At 68.8% G+C, this 18,763-nt stretch carries 18 protein-coding genes and 1 pseudogene; 6 read left to right on the plus strand and 13 right to left on the minus strand.

What is annotated here, in order from left to right:
• Nucleotides 1-148: 148 nt before the first annotated feature.
• A pseudogene (locus AWB94_RS09190) lies at nt 149-479 on the minus strand (winged helix-turn-helix domain-containing protein); the annotation flags it as partial.
• A 160-nt stretch (nt 480-639) separates the two neighbouring features.
• Here AWB94_RS09190 and AWB94_RS09195 point away from each other — a divergent pair.
• Nucleotides 640-1,356, plus strand: coding sequence for an SHOCT domain-containing protein (locus AWB94_RS09195; protein ID WP_409365981.1), 717 nt, complete (start codon nt 640-642; stop codon nt 1,354-1,356).
• Between the two features lie 112 nt (nt 1,357-1,468).
• Here AWB94_RS09195 and AWB94_RS09200 read toward each other — a convergent pair whose 3' ends face one another.
• Both AWB94_RS09200 and AWB94_RS09205 read right to left on the minus strand, forming a co-directional pair.
• Nucleotides 1,469-2,092 carry an MBL fold metallo-hydrolase gene (locus tag AWB94_RS09200; RefSeq protein WP_062658012.1) on the minus strand — a complete coding sequence of 208 codons (624 nt, stop codon included), beginning with the start codon at nt 2,090-2,092 and terminating at the stop codon, nt 1,469-1,471.
• The gene (locus AWB94_RS09205; RefSeq protein WP_062658011.1) at nt 2,092-3,177 is read right to left on the minus strand and encodes an S-(hydroxymethyl)mycothiol dehydrogenase; all 1,086 of its coding nucleotides are present in this window, start codon (nt 3,175-3,177) and stop codon (nt 2,092-2,094) included. The genes AWB94_RS09200 and AWB94_RS09205 overlap by 1 nt, the downstream gene beginning before the upstream one ends.
• A 41-nt stretch (nt 3,178-3,218) precedes the next feature.
• Here AWB94_RS09205 and AWB94_RS09210 point away from each other — a divergent pair, with 41 nt between their 5' ends.
• The 3 genes from AWB94_RS09210 (at nt 3,219) to AWB94_RS09220 (ending at nt 5,530) form a co-directional block, all read left to right on the plus strand.
• Nucleotides 3,219-4,058, plus strand: a complete 840-nt coding sequence (locus tag AWB94_RS09210) for a hypothetical protein (protein ID WP_062658010.1) — start codon at nt 3,219-3,221, stop codon at nt 4,056-4,058.
• 24 nt (nt 4,059-4,082) lie between these two features.
• Complete coding sequence (locus AWB94_RS09215) at nt 4,083-4,907, plus strand: serine hydrolase domain-containing protein (RefSeq protein WP_062658009.1); 825 nt, start codon at nt 4,083-4,085, stop codon at nt 4,905-4,907.
• A gap of 110 nt (nt 4,908-5,017) precedes the next feature.
• Entirely contained in the window at nt 5,018-5,530 is a 513-nt protein-coding gene (locus AWB94_RS09220) for a DUF3145 domain-containing protein (protein ID WP_036398559.1), read from the plus strand.
• Between the two features lie 13 nt (nt 5,531-5,543).
• On the opposite strand, the gene AWB94_RS09225 is transcribed toward AWB94_RS09220, so the two are convergent.
• From AWB94_RS09225 to AWB94_RS09240, 4 genes are all read right to left on the minus strand, one after another.
• On the minus strand, nt 5,544-6,473 hold the full coding sequence (locus AWB94_RS09225) for an alpha/beta hydrolase (protein ID WP_062658008.1): 930 nt from the start codon (nt 6,471-6,473) through the stop codon (nt 5,544-5,546).
• Between the two features lie 64 nt (nt 6,474-6,537).
• A complete protein-coding gene (locus tag AWB94_RS09230; protein ID WP_062658041.1) occupies nt 6,538-8,001 on the minus strand; it encodes a flavin-containing monooxygenase in 1,464 nt (487 codons plus the stop codon).
• Nucleotides 8,002-8,054: 53 nt separating this feature from the next.
• Entirely contained in the window at nt 8,055-8,945 is an 891-nt protein-coding gene (locus AWB94_RS09235) for a diacylglycerol kinase (protein ID WP_062658007.1), read from the minus strand.
• Nucleotides 8,942-10,522, minus strand: coding sequence for an FAD-binding oxidoreductase (locus tag AWB94_RS09240; protein ID WP_109762398.1), 1,581 nt, complete (start codon nt 10,520-10,522; stop codon nt 8,942-8,944). Before AWB94_RS09240 ends, AWB94_RS09235 begins: the two co-directional genes overlap by 4 nt.
• A 50-nt stretch (nt 10,523-10,572) precedes the next feature.
• Here AWB94_RS09240 and AWB94_RS09245 point away from each other — a divergent pair, with 50 nt between their 5' ends.
• Together AWB94_RS09245 and AWB94_RS09250 are read left to right on the plus strand one after the other, a co-directional pair.
• On the plus strand, nt 10,573-11,148 hold the full coding sequence (locus AWB94_RS09245; protein ID WP_062658005.1) for a TetR/AcrR family transcriptional regulator: 576 nt from the start codon (nt 10,573-10,575) through the stop codon (nt 11,146-11,148).
• The gene (locus tag AWB94_RS09250; protein WP_062658004.1) at nt 11,145-12,659 is read left to right on the plus strand and encodes a glycerol-3-phosphate dehydrogenase/oxidase; all 1,515 of its coding nucleotides are present in this window, start codon (nt 11,145-11,147) and stop codon (nt 12,657-12,659) included. The genes AWB94_RS09245 and AWB94_RS09250 overlap by 4 nt, the downstream gene beginning before the upstream one ends.
• Nucleotides 12,660-12,668: 9 nt before the next feature.
• On the opposite strand, the gene AWB94_RS09255 is transcribed toward AWB94_RS09250, so the two are convergent.
• The 6 genes from AWB94_RS09255 to AWB94_RS09280 all read right to left on the minus strand — a co-directional run bounded on the left by AWB94_RS09255 (nt 12,669) and on the right by AWB94_RS09280 (nt 18,671).
• On the minus strand, nt 12,669-13,313 hold the full coding sequence (locus AWB94_RS09255; RefSeq protein ID WP_062658003.1) for a dihydrofolate reductase family protein: 645 nt from the start codon (nt 13,311-13,313) through the stop codon (nt 12,669-12,671).
• Nucleotides 13,314-13,399: 86 nt separating this feature from the next.
• On the minus strand, nt 13,400-14,821 hold the full coding sequence (locus AWB94_RS09260; protein WP_062658002.1) for an acyl-CoA carboxylase subunit beta: 1,422 nt from the start codon (nt 14,819-14,821) through the stop codon (nt 13,400-13,402).
• 34 nt (nt 14,822-14,855) lie between these two features.
• Nucleotides 14,856-16,118 carry a 3-oxoacyl-ACP synthase KasB gene (gene kasB, locus AWB94_RS09265; RefSeq protein ID WP_062658001.1) on the minus strand — a complete coding sequence of 421 codons (1,263 nt, stop codon included), beginning with the start codon at nt 16,116-16,118 and terminating at the stop codon, nt 14,856-14,858.
• A gap of 24 nt (nt 16,119-16,142) precedes the next feature.
• Nucleotides 16,143-17,393, minus strand: a complete 1,251-nt coding sequence (gene kasA, locus AWB94_RS09270) for a 3-oxoacyl-ACP synthase KasA (protein WP_062658000.1) — start codon at nt 17,391-17,393, stop codon at nt 16,143-16,145.
• Nucleotides 17,390-17,683, minus strand: a complete 294-nt coding sequence (gene acpM / locus AWB94_RS09275) for a meromycolate extension acyl carrier protein AcpM (protein ID WP_036396784.1) — start codon at nt 17,681-17,683, stop codon at nt 17,390-17,392. Before acpM ends, kasA begins: the two co-directional genes overlap by 4 nt.
• An 82-nt stretch (nt 17,684-17,765) precedes the next feature.
• Complete coding sequence (locus tag AWB94_RS09280) at nt 17,766-18,671, minus strand: ACP S-malonyltransferase (RefSeq protein ID WP_201029573.1); 906 nt, start codon at nt 18,669-18,671, stop codon at nt 17,766-17,768.
• Nucleotides 18,672-18,763 lie beyond the last annotated feature (92 nt).

Here is an 18,763-nt window from a genome sequence, read left to right on the forward strand (position 1 = left end):
AGGCAACGACGCGCCTGGCGCCGCCGCTGACGCGTGGTCCAGCGCGCCGCGACCCGCATGCCCGGCGTGGCGGCGGAGCCGCAGAACACCACGTGACCGCCTCCCGGCACCTCCACGCGCACCTCGGGCTGCTCCGCCTCGGCCACGAAGACCCCGACGAACTGATAGCCGCGGCCGCGCACCGTCCTGATGTAACGCTGGGTTTCACCGTCGTCGCCGAGTGCACGTCGGGCCGCCTTGATGCGGCTGGTCAGCGCCGCCTCCCCGACGAACCGACCGCCCCACACCGAGTCGAACAGCTCGTTCTTGGTGACCACGCGCTGGTGGTGGCTGACCAACTGGATCAACACGTCGAAAACCTGGGGTTCCATCGGGACGGCGACATCGTTGCGGCGCAGTTCGAATCGCGGCAGATCCAACACGAAGTCATCGAACCGCCATACCTGCGGCTCGGCGGTTGTCGTGGCCGCCGGAAGCATCGAGTTCAAGGTCACGGTCGTTCCCTTCTGTCAGCGCCGTGTGGCGCGGTCAGCAGGAACGACGGGCGAGCATCGCCAAGGGTTCAGTTCTCGGGAAAATTTTCGGCCCGGTGCGTTCCACCAGGTGTTTCCCGCCGTCCGACGTGACAGACTGCGCGATGTGAGCCGGTCGACAGCACCCAGATTCCTCACCGTCATCGCGGTGGTGACCATGATCGTCTCGGGTGTCGGGTTCGTGGTGGCGTTGATGCTCAACGCGTTCGTGTTCGACGAGTACGACGCCTACGGCGAGGTGCCGATCCCGGGCCGCGGCACGGTACACCTGCCGGCCGGTGAGGTGAATGTCAGCTTCCACACCCAGATCATCGGCAGCACCACCGGGGGAGGGTTGCCGATCCCGAATCTGCGGTGGCGCGCCGACCCGCCGGCCGGCGTTGCCGAGCCCGAGGTCACCGAGTCCATCGGCAGCACCACCACCGTCAACAATGATGCGCGGGTGCGGGTGTGGGTGGCCCGCATCGCGCAGGAGGGCGACTATCGCATCAGCACCGAGGGCAATGTCAGCGCCTTCCTCAGCCCGCGGCTGGCCTTCGGTCACGGCAGCCCGGTGCCCGACCTGCCGTGGTGGCTCGCCGCGGTGTTCGGCCTGGCGGTCGTCGACCTGATCATCGCGCGGGTGTGGGCGGCCAAGGTGCGCCGCCGCCCGACTCCGGTGGGGCTGATGCCCACCTTCACCATCGATGCCGGGCCGGCCTTCACGCCCACCGACGACGGCATCCGCATCCAGCAACTGAAAACCCTTGCCGCGCTGCGTGACTCCGGCGCTCTGACCCAGGACGAATTCGACGCCGAGAAGCGCCGGCTGCTGGGGTCCTAGTCAGGCCGCGGCACCTCCGGCGACAGGGACTGGCTCAGCGTGATCGCAAAGGGCCAGTGGCCGCGCTGTTGGGCCACGGCCCTCAGCACTGCTCGTTCCTCGCAGCGCTACGTCAGTGGCCGCGCGCCACCCACTCGTCGTAGTGCACCAGTTCGCCGCCGATGGTGGTGGTGTCGCCGTGGCCGGTGTAGACGTGGGTCTCGTCGGGCAGGGTGCCCAGTTTGGTGGAGATGGATTCCAGGATGGTGGGGAAGCTGGAGTAGGACCGGCCGGTGGCGCCGGGGCCGCCCTGGAACAGGGTGTCACCGGAGATGACGGCGTTCAGCGCCGGGGCCGACCAGCACACCGAGCCAGGGGAGTGCCCCGGGGTGTGCAGCGCATGCACCTCGATGCCGCCCGCGGTCAGCACCAGCCCGTCGTCGACACTGCGGAAATCCTTGTCCGGGTGGATCTCCCGCCACAGCATCTCGTCGGCCGGGTGCAGGAACACCGGGGCGTCCAGGGTGGTGCCGAGTTCGGGGGCCACGGTGATGTGGTCGTTGTGGCCGTGGGTGCAGATGACGGCGACGACGTTGCGCCCGGCGACGGCCTCGACGATGGGGGCGGCGGTGTGCGCGGCGTCGAAGACGATCACATCGTGGTCGTCACCGACGATCCAGATGTTGTTGTCGACATCCCAGGTGCCGCCGTCGAGGGAGAAGGTGCCGCTGGTGACCACACGGGTGATGGCACCCATCAGAGGATGACCACCGAGCGCAGCACCTCACCGGCGTGCATCTTGTGGAAGGCGTCCTCGATGGCATCCAGGCCGATGCGTTCGGAGACGAACTTCTCCAGCGGCAGCCGGCCTTGGCGGTACAGGCTGATGAGGGTGGGGAAGTCGCGTTCGGGCAGGCAGTCGCCGTACCAGGACGACTTGAGTGATCCGCCGCGGGAGAAGAAGTCCACCAACGGCATCTCCAGGGTCATCTCCGGTGTCGGGACACCGACCAGCACCACGGTGCCGGCCAGATCGCGGGCGTAGAAAGCCTGCTTCCAGGTTTCGGGGCGCCCGACGGCGTCGATCACCACGTCGGCGCCGAACCCGTCGGTCAGATCCTGAATCGTCTGCACGGGGTCGAGTTCTTTGGCGTTGATGGTGTGGGTGGCCCCGAACCCGCGCGCCCAATCGAGCTTCCGGTTGTCGGTGTCGATGGCGATGATCTTCTTGGCACCGACCAGTGCCGCGCCGGCGATGGCGGCATCACCCACCCCGCCGCAGCCGATCACCGCGACGGTGTCATCACGACCCACATTGCCGGTGTTGATGGCCGCGCCGATCCCGGCCATCACCCCGCAACCGAGCAGACCGGCCACCGCCGGGTCGGCCTCGGGATCCACTTTGGTGCACTGGCCCTGATGCACCAGGGTCTTGTCGGCGAACGCACCGATCCCCAGGGCGGGGGTCAGTTCGGTGCCGTCGGTCAGGGTCATCTTCTGGGTGGCGTTGAAGGTGTCGAAACACAACTGCGGGCGGCCGCGCTTGCAGGCCCGGCATTCGCCGCACACCGCGCGCCAGTTCAGGATCACGAAATCACCCACCGCCACATGGGTGACACCCTGGCCGACCGCCTCGACCGTGCCGGCGGCCTCATGCCCCAACAAGAACGGGTACTCGTCGTTGATCCCGCCCTCGCGGTAGGTCAGATCCGTATGGCACACCCCGCACGCGATGATGTCGACCACCACCTCACCCGGACCCGGATCCGGGATCACGATGTCGACCAACTCGACGGGCTGCTTCTTCGACCGGGAAATGACACCACGCACTGTCTGAGGCATGCGTACAACCTAATGCCTCGTTTCACGCGCTACCGTGGGCCATGGTGTTGGTGTCGGTTGACCACGGAGTCGAACTTCTCGTCGTTGCGCGCTCGGCGTACCGGCGCAGCGACTGGCGCACGACGTACGAGACGTTCGGGCGCGTCGAGAGCGTGCAACGGCTGGCCACCGACGACTTGGCCGCCTATGCCGCCGCGGCCTGGCGGCTGGGCCACGGCCGTGAGGCCGTCCGGATCAACGAACGCGTGCACACCTTACTGGTACGTACCGATCCGATGCAGGCAGCGGTCAAAGCCGCCGAACTCGGGCTGGCCTGGTTGGCCCGCGGGCATGTGGCGGTGGCCCAAAGCTGGGCCGACCGCGCGGCGCTGTTACTCCGCGGGACGGCGGAGAGCGCCGCGCACGGATACGTCGCCTATCTCGGTGTCGCTCTCGCGCCCGACGGCCCTGCCGCGGCCGAGTTGGGCGGCATCGCCACACGGGTGGGCGATCCGACCCTGATCGCCCTGGCCCGCGCCGCCCAGGGGATCGCCGCCCTGGCGCGACAGCGGTTCGCCGAGGGCTACGCCGCGCTCGACGACGCGCTGCTACCGATGCTGGACGAACGCGTACCGATGGAGTGGGCTGCCGATGTCTACCGGCGCGCGCTGATGTCGGCCGCCGACAATGCCGACGTCGACCGACTGCGAGCCTGGTCCGAGTCGGCGCTGAGGTGGGCCGAGGCGACCGACGCGGTGACCTACCGGGCGATCGTCGATGTGCTGCGGTCACATGCCGGCCTGGGTCCGGCGCGCGGCCGCCTCGGGGAGCTGCGCCGGGTGGTCGCCGAGGTGGATGCGGCGGTCGCCGGACTGCTCGACGATCTGCTGGCGCGGCGGTAGCTCTCTCCAGCTAGATTGGCGCCCGTGAGCGCCCTCGATGTGCTGTCGGATTGGCCGGTCGATACCGCAGCGGCCGCGGTGATCGGGGGAGCCGGCGTGCTGGCCACCCACGGCGATGTCGGCGGCGTGTTCCGGCTGGCCTCGGTGACCAAGCCGCTGGTCGCCCGCGCCGCACAGGTCGCCGTCGAGGAGGGCGTCTTCGAACTGGACACCCCGGCGGGTCCGCCGGGTGCGACGGTGCGCCACCTGCTGGCGCACACCTCGGGTGTGTCGATGCAGTCGGCCCAACAGATGGCCGCGCCCGGCACCCGGCGGATCTACTCCAACTACGGCTTCACCTTGCTGGCTGCCGCGCTGCAGGACGCAGCGGGTATCGAGTTCGGCGCGTATCTGCGCGAAGCGGTGTTCGAGCCGCTCGGGATGACGAGCTCCGATCTGGTCGGCGGCGCCGACGCCGCGGGGTATGGCGGCCGGTCCACCGTGGCCGACCTCAGCGCTTTCGCCGGTGAGCTGCTGCGTCCGACGCTGGTGTCGCCGCAGATGCATGCCGAGGCCGTGTCGGTGCAGTTCCCCGGGCTGGCCGGGGTGCTGCCCGGGTTCGGGTCGCAGCGCCCGAACGACTGGGGGCTGGGGTTCGAGATCAGGGACGGCAAGTCACCGCATTGGACCGGGGCGCTCAACTCGCCGCGCACGTTCGGGCATTTCGGCCAGTCGGGGACGTTTCTGTGGGTCGATCCGGTCGCTGACATGGCGTTGGTGGTGCTGACCGACCGCGATTTCGGGGAGTGGACCTATCCGCTGTGGCCCGCAATCTCTGATGAGGTCCTGAGAGAATTCCGCGCAGACTAGCGCAACACTGGTCCCACGAGGCACAATAGACACGCACGAAACAACTGCATCTATTCGGTAACACCAGGTCGTTGGGGAAGACGTCCCTCGTGGAGCCGAAGGAGCAGATGATGCGTGCGTTGAACCAGTTCGCCGATGCGACGACTGGCGTGGTTTACGTTCACGCCTCGCCCGCGGCGGTATGCCCACACGTGGAGTGGGCGCTTTCGTCGACCCTGTCGGCGCGGGCGAACCTGAAATGGACGCCCCAACCGGCCATGCCGGGGCAGCTTCGTGCTGTCACGAATTGGGTGGGGCCGGTCGGTACCGGCGCGCAGCTGGCCAATGCCCTGCGCTCGTGGTCGGTGCTGCGCTTCGAGGTGACCGAGGATCCCAGCGAGGGCGTGGACGGCCACCGCTGGTGCCACACCCCGCAGCTGGGTCTGTGGAGCGGTGCGATGAGCGCCAACGGTGATGTCATGGTCGGCGAGCAGCGGCTGCGCAGCCTGATGGCCTCGGGCGCGGATACGCTCGCCGCCGAATTGGACACGGTGCTGGGCACCGCCTGGGACGAGTCGCTGGAGCCCTACCGCGGTGGCGGCGATACCGGCGAGATGACCTGGCTCAATAGGGGTGTCGGGTAGCCGAAGCCAGACCTCAGTGCAGGCGCGCCGCCAGGAAATCGGCGGCCAGCTCGGCCGGCTGGGCCGGGTCGGCGGCGAAGACGTGATCCTGGCCGGGTAGCTCATGCAGTTCAGCGTCGCGGAACACCGTCACGAATTGCTCTGAGGCGGCGGGCGGCACCGCCCGGTCGTCGGCGCCTTGGATGAGGGTGACCGGTCCGGCGTACTGGGAGGCGACCTGCTCCAAGGGGAGCGTCTGCGCGCTGAGGATGTAGGCGCGGCCGACCCGGTAGTCGTTGACCGATGTGATCACGTCGGGCGGGTTGTTCGGATCGAATTGTGCGCCCAGGATGCTGCCCGACCGGGTGGCCTCGGGGATGATGCTGGCCGGCGCGAAAAGTGCCATGGCCGAGACGTTGTCGCCGAGGTGGCCGGCGAGCATCGAGGCCACCACCCCGCCCTGGGAGTGCCCGGCCAGGCCGATGGTGGACACGAACGGTAGGCCGCGCGCGTAGTCGTAGACCACCTGGGCGTCGGCGATCTCGCCGGGGACGGTCATGTCTTCCTGTCGGCCGCCGCTGGCGCCGTGACCGTCGAAATCGAAACGCAGCGTGGCGATGCGCGCATTGTGCAACGCCTCGGCGGTCGCACGGATCAAGGGTTCGTTTTGATTACCGCTGAAGCCGTGCATCACGATCACCAGCGGTACACGTTCACCGGGCGCAAGACGCGGGACTTCCAGCGTGCCGGCCAGCCGGATATCGTCGCGCCACAGTTCGATCCGTTGCACCTCGGCCGGTGCCGGTGCGGCGGTGACGGTGACCGGCTGCACCTCGAGAGCGGGTCGGCCACCGCCGGCCATCACCGGCCGTGTCTCGGCAGCGCACCCGGCGGCCACGAGGGCGAGTGCGGCCACGACGCCGGCGGCGCGGCGGCGGTGCTTGCTGGACATGGCTTCCCCCATGCTGTGCAAGCCTACGTCGCCGCCGCGGTGGCGACGTTCGGCGCAGCTTGCCTACCCGCGCTGCTCACCTGCCGAAGGCTCGGCCGACCCGGTAATGCGCCGGGTCCGGCTCGGCGAGCATCCGGGTCAGTGTGGCCCGGTCGAACGGCCACAGGTCGACGGTGCCATCCTCGGTGAGATACCAGGAATTGCAGCCGGTGTTCCACACCGTCGGACCGAGGGCCTCGGCCACCGCGGCGTTGAATTCGGTGGTGGCCTCATCGGTGACCTCCACCTCGTCGATCTCCCCGTCGCGAAATCGCTTGAGCCAGTGCACGATATAGCGTGCGGTGGCCTCGGCCGAGTACTGCAGCGGGATCGACCCGGTGGGGGAGTTCGGGCCGAGCACCGTGAACAGGTTCGGGAAGCCCGGAATCGCGGTCATCCGGTAGGCGCGGGGGCCTTTCACCCAGGCCTCGTCGAGGGTGATCCCGTCGCGGCCGACGATCGACATCGGCCGCATGTAGTTGTGCGCGTGGAAACCCGTGGCCAGCACCACCACGTCGACGTCGTGCTGGGCGCCGTCGGCCGTCCTGATACCGGTCGCGGTCAGCTCGGTGATCGGTTCGGTGACCAGCCGCGCGTTGGGCCGGGTGATGGCGCGGTAATAGCTGCCCGAGACCACCTGGCGTTTGCACAGCGGCTGATAGTCGGGCGTCAGCGTGGCGCGCAGGTCTGGGTCGCGGATCTGCGCCCGCAAGCTCAGCCGGGCATAGGCCTGCACCAGGCTGCGCCGCCACGACGGCGTGGTGACGACATCGGCGAGGATGTTCGACATCCATTGCAGGCGGTCGAAGGTGAATCCGTGCAGGGCCGGCCAGCGCCGCAGCGCCGCCGAGAGCGTGCGCGGTTGGCGCAGCCACATCGGTGCCCACAGAATCCACTGCGGCGACCTGGCGAAGTGCAACACCGTCTCGGCTTCGGGCTGCAGCGCCGAAACGACCTGCACCCCGGTCGATCCCGTACCGATCACGGCCACGCGCCGACCGCTGGTGCGCACCTCGGAATCCCATCGCGCGGTGTGCAGCACGGCTCCCTGGAAGCGATCCATACCGGGGATGTCCGGAATGAACGGGTGGTGCAGGACGCCGGTGGCGCAGACCACGAAATCTGCGGTCAGAGTGTCGCCGCCCGACGTGGTCAGCGTCCAGCCGCCACTGCCGTATTGCGCCGCGGTGATCTCGGTGTTCAGCCGTAGATGTGGTGCCAAGCCGAATCGGTCGACGACGTCGCGGTGGTAGCGCTGGATGTCGGCGCCGGATGCCCACAGGTGGCTCCAGTCCGGTTTCGGCGCGAACCCGAATTGGTAGATCTGCGAAGGCACATCGCAGGTGAGGCCGGGATAGCGATTCCAGTGCCAGACGCCACCGACGTCGGATCCCTTCTCCACGATGGTGAAATCGGTGAAGCCGGCCTGCCGGAACGTGTGGGCGGCGGCGATGCCGGCCATCCCGGCACCGATGATGACGATGCGTGCGGTGCGCGTCATGACAGCACCGCACCGGCCACCCTGGGGCACCTCGACACCGTCATCACCCGAAACTACCTGCACAGCAACGTCAATGCGCGTGGCACTGCCGAGACCGTCACCGGCAGCGGGCAGGCGAAGTCGCCGTCGGCATAGGCGTTGATGCCGGGGGAGTCGACGACGATCCGCGCTGCCCGTTTGGTGGTCACCTCCGGCAAGTTGACGTGCGTGCCCTTGAAGACCGTGGGGAACAGCCGGATCAGCTTGGTGCGCGACGCCGAATGCACCATGGTGACGTCGAGCAGGCCGTCGGTCGGGTCGGCGCCGGGGCAGATCAGCATGCCGCCGCCGTAACTGCGGGTATTGCCGAACGCGGCCAGCGTGAGTTCGGTGACGATCTCGGGCCCGTCGTCGAACGTCAGCCGGAAGGGCAGCAACCGCAGCTTGGACAGCTCGGCGACCATGGCGACGTTGTAACGCATCCGCCCGTGCGGCCAGCTCATCCGATTGGTGCGATCGCTGACCAGTGAATCGAACCCGGCGGCCATCACGGTGCCGAACCATTTGACCGCGCCGTCGGCGTCGACGATGCGGCCCAGGTCGATGGTCTCGGTGCGGCCGTCGACCACCACGTCGGCCGCTGCCTCCGGATCTCCGGTCGGAATCCCGAATTCCCGGGCGTGATCGTTGCCGGTGCCGGCCGGGATGATGCCCAACGGTACGGTCCCCAGCGCCAGGGCTTGCAACGCCACCGAGATGATGCCGTCGCCGCCGACCACCACCAGGGCATCGGTGCCGCGCGCGAGTTCCTCGTCGACGAGCCGGCGGGCGTGCGCGGCATCGGTGCCGACCACCTCGCACACGTCGATCCCACGCTGCTGGAATCGTGCGATGGCGCGCTCGGCGGCATGCGGCGCGTTGCCGTGTCCGGATGCCGGGTTGGTCAGGACCGAGATCCGCTTCACGGAATCAGCTTGCCGGGGTTGAGGATTCCGGTGGGGTCGAGCACCGCCTTCACCGCGCGCAACACCTCGACGCCGAGGTCGCCGATCTCGGCGCGCATCCACGGCCGGTGGTCGGCGCCGACGGCGTGATGATGGGTGATGGTCGCCCCGGTGCGCACCATGGCCTCCGACGCGGCGGCCTTGGCCCTGCTCCACTGTTCGATCGGGTTGCCGCGCTGGGCGGCCACCACGGTGAAGTACAACGACGCGCCGGTGGGATACACGTGCGAAATGTGGCACATCACCAGCGCTTGCGTGCCGGATTCGGCGAGTGAATCCGTCAGTGCCGCGGTCACGGCGGCCTTGACGGCGGCGATATTCGACCACGAGGTCGCGGTTTCCAGGGTCTCGCACAGTGCCCCGGCTGTCAGCAGCGAGTCCCGTAGATAGGGTGCGCCGAACCGGCCGTGCTCCCACGCCCGTGCCGGCGGCTCACCCAGCGACGTGCCGCCGTGGGCGGACAAGATGGCGGCGGTCTCGGCGTGCCGGCTCGCGGTGTGTGCGGCCGATCCTTCGAAAACGGTGATCGCCAGGCATCCGCCGGTGATGCGCTGTTCGCCGATGCTCTCGGTGGTGGCCAGGTTGATCCCGGTCTCCACTTCGTCGGAAAGCCGGATCACCGTCGGACCGGTTCCGGTCTGGGTGACCGCGCGCAGCGCGGCCGCCCCGGTCGGGAAATCCGGGAACGACCAGGCCTCGTAGCGGGTGGACTCCGGGACCGGATGCACGCGGACCCGGATGGCGGTGATCACGCCGAACACCCCCTCGGATCCCACCAGGAGCTGGCGCAGGTCGGGCCCGGCCGCCGAGGCCGGCGCGCGGCCAAGGTCGAGGATCCCGGCCGGGGTCACGGCGCGCACGCCGCGGACCATATCGTCGAAACGGCCGTAACCGGCGGAATCCTGTCCCGACGACCGGGTGGCCGCGAAGCCGCCGATGGTGGCGAACTGGAAGCTCTGCGGGAAATGACCGAGCGAGAATCCGCTCTCGCCGAGCAACCGCTCGGCGTCGGGGCCGGTCACCCCGGCCTGCAGCACGGCCTCACCGGACACCTCGTCGAGGTGCAGCAGCCGGTTCAGGCGGCGCAGGTCCAGCGACACGACCGCGGTGAAGTCGCCGCGTACCGGATCCAGCCCGCCGACCACGCTGGTACCGCCGCCGAACGGGACAACGGCGATCCGGTGTTCGACGCAGGCCGCCAGGATCGCCGCGATCTCCTCCTCGGTGCCGGGTAGCAGCACCGCGTCCGGTGCGTCCTGTGCTCCGGTGTCCTTGCGCCGCAACAGGTCCAGCGTCGACTTGCCGCCGGCCCGCAGCAGCCGGTCGAGGTCGTCGACCCGGCAGTGTGCGGCACCGACGATGTCGGCCAACGCCTCGCGCGCGGCGGCCGACAGCCGCGATGGCCGCAGCGTCACCTGCTCGGCGGTGATGTCGGGGGTGCCGGACTCCTCGATGCCCAACGCCTGCTTGAGCAGGGCGCGGATGCCGTCGGACAGCGGCTTGGCGGCCGCGGGATCACCCCAGGCGTTCCATTTCATCGGGGGTAAGAGCGTCACGTCCGGACCAGTCATGCGTTACAGTATTACATATGGTGTCAATCAGTAACGACGATTCTCTCGAGGATCGGATCCTGGAGGCGGCCGCTAGCTGCGTGCTGGCCTACGGGATCGATCGGGTGACGGTCGCCGAGATCGCCCGTCGGGCGGGCGTGAGCCGGCCGACGGTGTACCGGCGCTGGCCCGACACCCGCGCGATCCTCGCCGCGCTGCTGACCGCCCGGATCGTGCGCGTGCTGACGGAGGTGGGGGAGCACGGCGACGGCCGGGTGGCCCTGGTGCAGCGCATGGTCGCGGTGGCCGAACGGCTGCGCCACGACGACATCGTGATGTCGGTGCTGCACACCGCACCCGATCTGGCCATGGTGTACATCGCCGAGCGGTTGGGCACCAGCCAACAGGTACTGATCGACGCCCTGGCCGGCCAGCTCAAACTCGCTCAGGAGCACGGCAGTGTGCGGGCCGGTGATCCGCGGCAACTGGCCGCCATGTGCCTGCTGATCACCCAGTCGGCGGTGCAGTCCGCGCAGATGGTCGCCCCCATCCTGGACGCCGACGCGCTGGCCGTCGAACTCGAACACTCGCTGAACGGATATCTCAAACCATGACCACCGCCCTCAACGCCGCCCGCCGGCGAGGCGAACTCGCGGCGCTGGCCGACGCCGGCCGGGTCGACATCGTCGTCATCGGCGGCGGCATCACCGGGGCCGGCATCGCACTGGATGCCGCCAGTCGCGGCCTGTCCGTCGCGCTGGTCGAGAAGCACGACCTGGCCTTCGGGACCAGCCGCTGGAGCTCCAAACTGGTGCACGGCGGGCTGCGGTACCTGGCCACCGGCAACGTCGGCATAGCCCGGCGCAGCGCGATCGAACGCGGAATCCTGATGTCGCGCAATGCTCCTCATCTGGTGAAGGCGATGCCGCAACTGGTACCGCTGCTGCCGTCGATGAGCCGGGCCGCCCGCGCGCTGGTGCGCACCGGCTTCGTCGCCGGGGACGGCCTGCGCCGACTGGCCGGCACCCCGGCCACCATCCTGCCGCGGTCACGCCGGGTGGACGCCGCCCGGGCGGTCGAACTCGCGCCGACCGTGCGCCGCGCCGGCCTGGACGGTGGATTCCTGGCCTACGACGGGCAATTGATCGACGACGCCCGGCTGGTCACCGCGGTGGCCCGCACCGCCGCCGGGCACGGGGCGGTCATCCTCACCCGGGTGGCGGCGTCGGCGGCCACCGGCACCACCGTCACCCTGACCGACGAGCTCACCGGAGAAACGTTCGGCGTGACCGCACGGGCGGTCATCAACGCCGCCGGTGTCTGGGCAGGTGAGGTGGATCCCTCGATCAGGCTGCGGCCCAGCCGCGGGACCCATCTGGTGTTCGACGCCGCGGCGTTCGGCAATCCCACTGCCGCGCTGACCATTCCGATACCCGGTGAGTTGAACCGGTTCGTGTTCGCGATGCCCGAGCAGTTGGGCCGGGTGTACCTGGGGCTGACCGACGAAGAGGCGCCGGGCCCGATTCCCGACGTGCCGCAGGCGACACCGCAGGAGGTGGCGTTCCTGTTGGACACCGTCAACACCGCGTTGCAGACCGAACTGGGCCACGGCGATGTCCTCGGGGCTTATGCGGGGCTGCGCCCGTTGATCGACACCGACACCGGCAGGACCGCCGACGTGTCCCGGGAACACGCCGTCACCGAATCCCCGTCCGGTGTGCTCAGCGTGATCGGCGGCAAGCTGACCGAATACCGCTACATGGCCGAGGACGTCCTGGACCGGGCTGTCGCGCTGCGCGGGATCACCGCGGCGCCGTGCCGGACCCGTGACCTCCCGCTGGTCGGGGCGACCCGGGAAACCGTTGCCGGACTGCCCGATTCATTGATCAGGCGGTTCGGCGCGGAAGCGGTGCAGGTGCTCGCCGAGGCGAACTGTGCGCGGGCCGCCGAACCGGTCGCCGACGGAATCGACGTGCTGCGCGCGGAATTCGAGTTCGCCGTCACCCACGAGGGTGCGCTGACGGCCGAGGACATCCTGGACCGGCGCACCCGCATCGGGTTGGTGCCGGCCGACCGGGAGCGGGCGGCGCAGGCGGCGGCGGAGTTCGTGGCCGCGGTCCAGTAGTGGCCCGGCTCAGCGCCGCCAGAAGAGGTGATGGGTGACCCCGCTCGGGCTGGGCACGACGTCGCAGTGGAAGCGGTCGAGCAGCTCATCGGGGCTCTCCCACAGACGTGACCCGGCGCCCAGCGTCACCGGCGAGACCGCCACATGCAGGGTGTCGACGAGGTCGGCGTCCAGAAATGCCCGGACGGTCGTCGCACCGCCCCCGAGCCGGACATCCTTGCCGCAAGCGGCCTCACGCGCCTGCGCCAGCACCGTCGCGGGTTCGCCGGCGACGAAGTGAAAGGTCGTGTCACCCAACGCGAACGACGGCCGTTCGTGATGCGTCATGACGAACACCGGGGTGTGGAAGGGCGGCTCGTCACCCCACCAGCCGGTCCATTCGTGGTCAACCCAGGGCCCGCGGTGCGGGCTGAACTTGTTGCGGCCCATGATCTCGGCGCCGATGTTGTGGTGGAAATCCCTGGTGAGGTAGTCGTCCAGACCGCGGGTGCCCCCCGGCTCGGTGCGGTTGGGCCAGCTCGCGGTGGCACCGCACCAACTGAACATCGTGGCCGGGTCGGCGTGTCCGAACGGACGCTCGAAGCTCTGGCCGACGCCCGCGCCGAAGCCGTCCTGGGAGACGTTGAAGTTCTGGACCTTGAGTAGCTGCACCATGGCCGAATAGACCGCCGCGGACGGTGAAACTCATCGAAAACGACGGATGGCCCGGGGCGAACCCCAGGCCATCCGGTGACGAGTCCTTACAGCGGGATGTTCTTGTGCCGGCCACGCCGGTGCGGGGCCTCGGCCAGCGCCTGCGTGATCTTGCTGCGGGTGTGCGCCGGGTCGATCTTCTCGTCGACCACCCCGATCTCGATCGCGGAGTCCACGCCACCGGCGATCCGCTCGTGCTCGGCGGCCAGTTCCTCGTGCAGCGCGTCGCGCTCGTGATCCGGCGCGGCGGCCAGCTTGCGCTTGTGCAGGATGCCGACGGCGGCCTTGGCGCCCATCACGGCGACCTCGGCGTCCGGCCAGGCGAACACCTTGGTGGCGTTCAGCGAGCGGGAGTTCATCGCGATGTACGCGCCGCCGTAGATCTTGCGGGTCACCAGCGTGACGCGCGGAACCGTGGCCTCACCGAAGGCGTGCAGCAGCTTCGCGCCGCGGCGCACCACGCCACCCCACTCCTGATCCACACCGGGCAGGTAGCCGGGCACGTCCACCACCACGACCAGCGGGATGCCGAAGGCATCGCACAGCCGCACGAAACGCGCCGACTTCTCCGCACTTTCGGAGTTCAGGCAGCCACCCAGGCGCAGCGGGTTGTTGGCGATCACGCCGATGGTCCGCCCGGCCAGCCGTCCCAGGCCCACCACGATCGAAGGGGCCCAACGGGATTGGAACTCCTCGAACGGCACGCCCTCGTCGAGCAGGGCCTCGATGATCGGGTGCACGTCGTAGGCGCGGCGCGCGGACTCCGGCATCAGGGCCTTGAGGTCGGTGTCGCCGGCCTCGGCCTTGCTGCGGTCGAAATGACCCTGCTGGGAGAACAGCCCGACCAGGCGACGGCCACGCTCGTAGGCATCCAGCTCGTCGTCGGCGACGATGTGGCACACACCGGACTTCTTGTGGTGGGCCTCCGGACCACCGAGGGACACCATGTCGACGTCCTCACCGGTGACACTGCGCACCACGTCGGGGCCCGTCACGAAGACCTTGCTGTCCGGCGCCATAACGATGACGTCGGTCAGGGCCGGACCGTAGGCGGCGCCGCCTGCGGCGAAGCCGACCACCACCGAGATCTGCGGGATGTAACCGGAGGCCCGGATCATCGCCTCGAACACCAGACCGACCGCGTGCAGCGCCTTGACGCCCTCGGCCAGCCGCGCACCACCGGAGTGCCAGATGCCGACGATCGGGGACTGCTCCTCGATGGCGACGTCGTACGCGTTGACGATGTGCGCGCAGCCCTCGACGCCCATCGCACCGCCCATGACGGTGCCGTCGGTGCAGAACGCGACGGTGCGCACGCCGTTGACGGTGCCCGCGGCGGCCAGCACCCCGGACTTGTCCCGCTCGTGCAGCAGTTCCACGGCGCCGTCGTCGAAGAAGGTCGACAACCGCAGCAGCGGGTCGCGGGGATCAAGGGATTCGGCAGCCGCCTCGGGGGCCATGGTCGTCATGTGGGGGTTCTCCTTGATCTCCGCGATGAGCGGATCAGTACTTGCCGAAGGCGAGTGCCACGTTGTGCCCGCCGAAACCGAACGAATTGTTGATTGCGTAGTGGTAGTCGCCGTAGCGCGGTTCACCGGCCACCACGTCGAGGTCGATCGCCGGATCCAGGTTCTTCAGATTCAGCGTGGGCGGTATGACGCCATCGCGCAAGGCGAGCACCGTCAGGATGGATTCGACCGCGCCGACTGCGCCCACCGAGTGCCCCAGCGCCGACTTGGGTGCGTACACCGCCGGCCGGTGGCCGCCCATCGCGTTGTTGATGGCCTGCCCCTCGGCGACGTCGCCGACGTTGGTACCGGTGGCGTGGGCGTTGATGTGGTCGATGTCCGACGGCTGCAGCCCCGCCAGCTGGATCGCCCGGGTCATGGCGTAACCGGCCTGCTCACCGTTGGGGTCCGGCGCGACGATGTGATAGCCGTCCGAGGTGACGCTGGCGCCCATGATGCGGGCCAGGATGTTGGCGCCGCGGGCCTTGGCGTGCTCCTCGGTCTCGATGACCAGCAGCGCGCCGCCCTCACCGAACACGAAGCCGTTGCGGTCCTTGTCGAACGGGCGACAGGCGCCTTCCGGGTCGTCGTTGCTGGTGGACAGCACGATGCGCATCTGGGCGAAACCGGCGATCGGGACCGCCTCGATCTTGGTCTCGACACCGCCGGCGATGGCGATATCGGCCTCACCCAGCACGATGTTGCGCCAGGCGTTCGCGATCGCCTCCGAACCCGAGGCGCAGGCCGACACCAGGGTGCTGACCCCGGCCCTGGCCTTGCGCTCGAGTCCGATGGCGGCCGCAGCCCCGTTGGGCATGTACATCTGCACGACGAGCGGCGAGACGGCCTTGAGGCCGCGCTCACGCATCCCGTCGTAGGCGAACAGGAGTTCCTCGGTGGATCCCAGCCCGGTGCCGACGGAAACCATCAGCCGGCGGGGATCCACCTCGGGTGCACCCGCGTTGTCCCAGACGCGACGGCCCAGGACCGTTGCCATCTTCTGGAGGTAGGACAGGCGCCTCTTCTCGACACGTGTCAGGTCGTCTTCAAAATCCTCGTGGAGATGTCCACCGATGCGGACCGGAAGGTCGTATTGCTCGACGAACGGATCGTCGAGCTTACGGATGCCGCTTTCTCCGTTGAGCAGCTTTTTCCAGGTGCCTTCAGCATCGGTTGCCAACGCCGTCGACATCGCAATGCCAGTGACGACCACATTGGGCAGACCGTTCCCCGTCGAGACGCCGGTGACTCCCGCCATTTGCCGAGCTGTTCCTTCCGTACCTCAGTACCGCCCGAAGGCCAGGGCCACATTGTGGCCACCGAACCCGAACGAGTTGTTGATGGCGTACTGGTATTCGCCGTATCGAGGCTCGCCCGCAACGACATCGAGATCGATCTCGGGGTCGGGCGTCTCGTAGTTGAGCGTCGGCGGGATGACGCCGTCGCGCAGGGCGAGCACCGTCAGGATCGACTCCAGGGCGCCGACGGCGCCGATCGAGTGACCCAGTGCCGACTTGGGCGCGTACACCGCGGCGTGTTCCACACCGGCCACGCGCAGGGCGTTGGCCTCCGCGGTGTCACCGATCGGGGTGGCCGTGGCGTGCGCGTTGACGTGGTCGATGTCCTTGGGGGACAGGCCCGCCGTCTCCAACGCCCGCTTCACGGCCGCACCGGCCCGCACACCGTCGGGGGCCGGAGCCACCATGTGGAAGGCGTCCGAGGTGATGCCGGCACCGAGCAGGCGGGCCAGCGGCTTGGCGCCACGGGCCTTGGCATGCTCCTCGGTCTCGATGACCATCACGGCACCGGCCTCGCCGAACACGAATCCGTCGCGGTCCTTGTCGAACGGGCGCGACGCACCGGCCGGGTCGTCGTTGCGGGTGGACATGGCGCGCATCATCGAGAACGCCGCGATCGGCAGCGCCTCGATACCGCCCTCGACACCACCGCACACGGCGATATCGGCGTCACCCATGACGATCTGGCGCCACGCGTGCGCGATGGCCTCCGAGCCCGAAGAACACGCCGAGACCGGAGTGATGACACCGGCGCGGGCCCCGAGTTCGAGGCCGACGACGGCGGCAGCGCCGTTGGGCATGATCATCTGCACGGCCAGCGGCGACACCTTGCGGGGGCCGCCCTCGTTCATCGCGTCGTAGGTCTCGACGATCTTCTCGCCGCCGCCCAGACCGGTGCCGATCACGACCGAGAACCGGTCGGGATCGACCTCGGGCCGGCCGGTGCTGTCCCACAACTGGTTGCCGATGTACTTGGCCATCCGCTGCACATACGACATGCGTCGCATTTCCAGCCGCGTCATCTTCTCGTCGATGGACTCGACGAGGTGGCCGCCGATGCGCACCGGAAGGTCCCACTTGGTGACGAAATCGTCTTCGAGGACCCGGATGCCGCTCTCGCCGGCCAGCAGGCCCTTCCACGTGCTCTCGATGTCCGCAGCGACGGAAGTAGTTGCCGTAACGGCGGTCACCACAACGCTGGGGAAACCGCCGTTAGCAGTGGAAGGTCGGGTCACTTGCCGAACTTATCGCGCAGTGCGGCGGCGGCCTCGGGGTTCTCTTCCTCGAGCTTCTGGATGTAGGCGACGACGTCACCGACGGTGCGCAGGCCGGCCAGGTCCTCGTCCGGGATCTTCACGCCGTACTTGTCCTCGGTCTGCACGGCGATCTCGACCATCGACAGCGAGTCGATGTCCAGGTCGTCGACGAAGCTCTTCTCCAGGGTCACCTCGGAAGGCTCGATGCCGGTGACCTCTTCGATGATCTCGGCGAGGCCGGCGATGATTTCTTCTTGACTGGCGGCCACGATGGCTCCTTCTATCTTTGGTTACTTCACTCCGGCGGTCGGAGTGTCTTGGGTAGAACGTCTTGCGGGTTGGAACAACCGGTCAGAGCTCGGCGAGCCCGTCCAGGTCTGAGGGGGCCTTCACCGCGTGCGTCGGCGTGCCCTTCAGCTCTCGTTTGGCGATGCCGACCAGCGTCCCGGCGGGCGGGAACTCGACGATCGCCTTCACCTGCAGACCACGCAGGGTCTCGTTGCACAGGTCCCAGCGCACCGGCCGGGTCATCTGGGCCACCAGCTTGGCCATCGCGTCCGCCGCGTCGGCGACGGGCTGGCCGTCGGCGTTGGACAGCAGGGTGGCCGTCGGCTCGTTGGTGGGGACGGTCGCGGCCGCGGCGGCGTAGCCCTCGGCGGCGGGTGCCATGTAGTGGGTGTGGAAGGCGCCGGCGGTGGCCAGCACCCGAACCCGGGCCTTGGCCGGCGGATCCTCGGCGAGTTTCTCCAGCGCGGCGACCGCACCGGCGGCCACGATCTGGCCGGCGGCGTTGCGGTTGGCCGGGATCAGGTCCAGCGATTCCAGCCGGGCTAGCACCTCGGCCTCGTCGCCACCGAGAACGGCGGCCATCCCGGTGGGCTCCAGCGCGCAGGCCTTGGCCATCTCGGCGCCGCGGGTGGCGGCCAGCTTGATCGCGTCGTCGGCGGAGATGACACCGGCGATCGCGTAGGCGGCGATCTCGCCGACCGAGTGGCCGGCGACGGTGGTGTCGTCGTTGATCAGGTTGCGCTTGGTCAGCTCCTGGTGGGCCAGCAGCGTGGCGGCCACGACCAGTGGCTGTGTCACCGCGGTGTCGGTGATCTCCTCGGCCGTGGCGGTGGTGCCCAGCCGGGCCAGGTCCAGCCCGGCGATCTCCGACCATGCGGCCAGGCGCTCGGCCGCACCGGGCAGCTCGAGCCATGGGGTGAGCATGCCGGGGGTCTGGGATCCCTGTCCGGGAGCGAGCATTGCAAGCACGGGATTAAGAAAACACTGTGGAGTCGTCTCCGCGCCGTGTAAGAGATTATGAACCTTGTCTTATTCTTTTGTGGAGTTTCTACAAAAGTGCA

The organism is Mycolicibacterium canariasense, from assembly GCF_002101555.1.
Taxonomy (GTDB): Bacteria; Actinomycetota; Actinomycetes; order Mycobacteriales; family Mycobacteriaceae; genus Mycobacterium; species Mycobacterium canariasense.

Excerpts from the sequence above, each read along its gene's own strand:
- AWB94_RS09210 (WP_062658010.1), top strand. The coding sequence starts at position 3,219 with ATGGTGTTGGTGTCGGTTGACCACGGAGTCGAACTTCTCGTCGTTGCG.
- AWB94_RS09200 (WP_062658012.1), bottom strand. The coding sequence starts at position 2,092 with ATGGGTGCCATCACCCGTGTGGTCACCAGCGGCACCTTCTCCCTCGAC.
- AWB94_RS09205 (WP_062658011.1), bottom strand. The coding sequence starts at position 3,177 with ATGCCTCAGACAGTGCGTGGTGTCATTTCCCGGTCGAAGAAGCAGCCC.
- kasB (WP_062658001.1), bottom strand. The coding sequence starts at position 16,118 with ATGGCGGGAGTCACCGGCGTCTCGACGGGGAACGGTCTGCCCAATGTG.
- AWB94_RS09250 (WP_062658004.1), top strand. The coding sequence starts at position 11,145 with ATGACCACCGCCCTCAACGCCGCCCGCCGGCGAGGCGAACTCGCGGCG.
- AWB94_RS09240 (WP_109762398.1), bottom strand. The coding sequence starts at position 10,522 with ATGAAATGGAACGCCTGGGGTGATCCCGCGGCCGCCAAGCCGCTGTCC.
- AWB94_RS09260 (WP_062658002.1), bottom strand. The coding sequence starts at position 14,821 with ATGACGACCATGGCCCCCGAGGCGGCTGCCGAATCCCTTGATCCCCGC.
- AWB94_RS09245 (WP_062658005.1), top strand. The coding sequence starts at position 10,573 with ATGGTGTCAATCAGTAACGACGATTCTCTCGAGGATCGGATCCTGGAG.
- AWB94_RS09230 (WP_062658041.1), bottom strand. The coding sequence starts at position 8,001 with ATGACGCGCACCGCACGCATCGTCATCATCGGTGCCGGGATGGCCGGC.
- AWB94_RS09225 (WP_062658008.1), bottom strand. The coding sequence starts at position 6,473 with ATGGGGGAAGCCATGTCCAGCAAGCACCGCCGCCGCGCCGCCGGCGTC.
- AWB94_RS09220 (WP_036398559.1), top strand. The coding sequence starts at position 5,018 with ATGCGTGCGTTGAACCAGTTCGCCGATGCGACGACTGGCGTGGTTTAC.
- AWB94_RS09255 (WP_062658003.1), bottom strand. The coding sequence starts at position 13,313 with ATGGTGCAGCTACTCAAGGTCCAGAACTTCAACGTCTCCCAGGACGGC.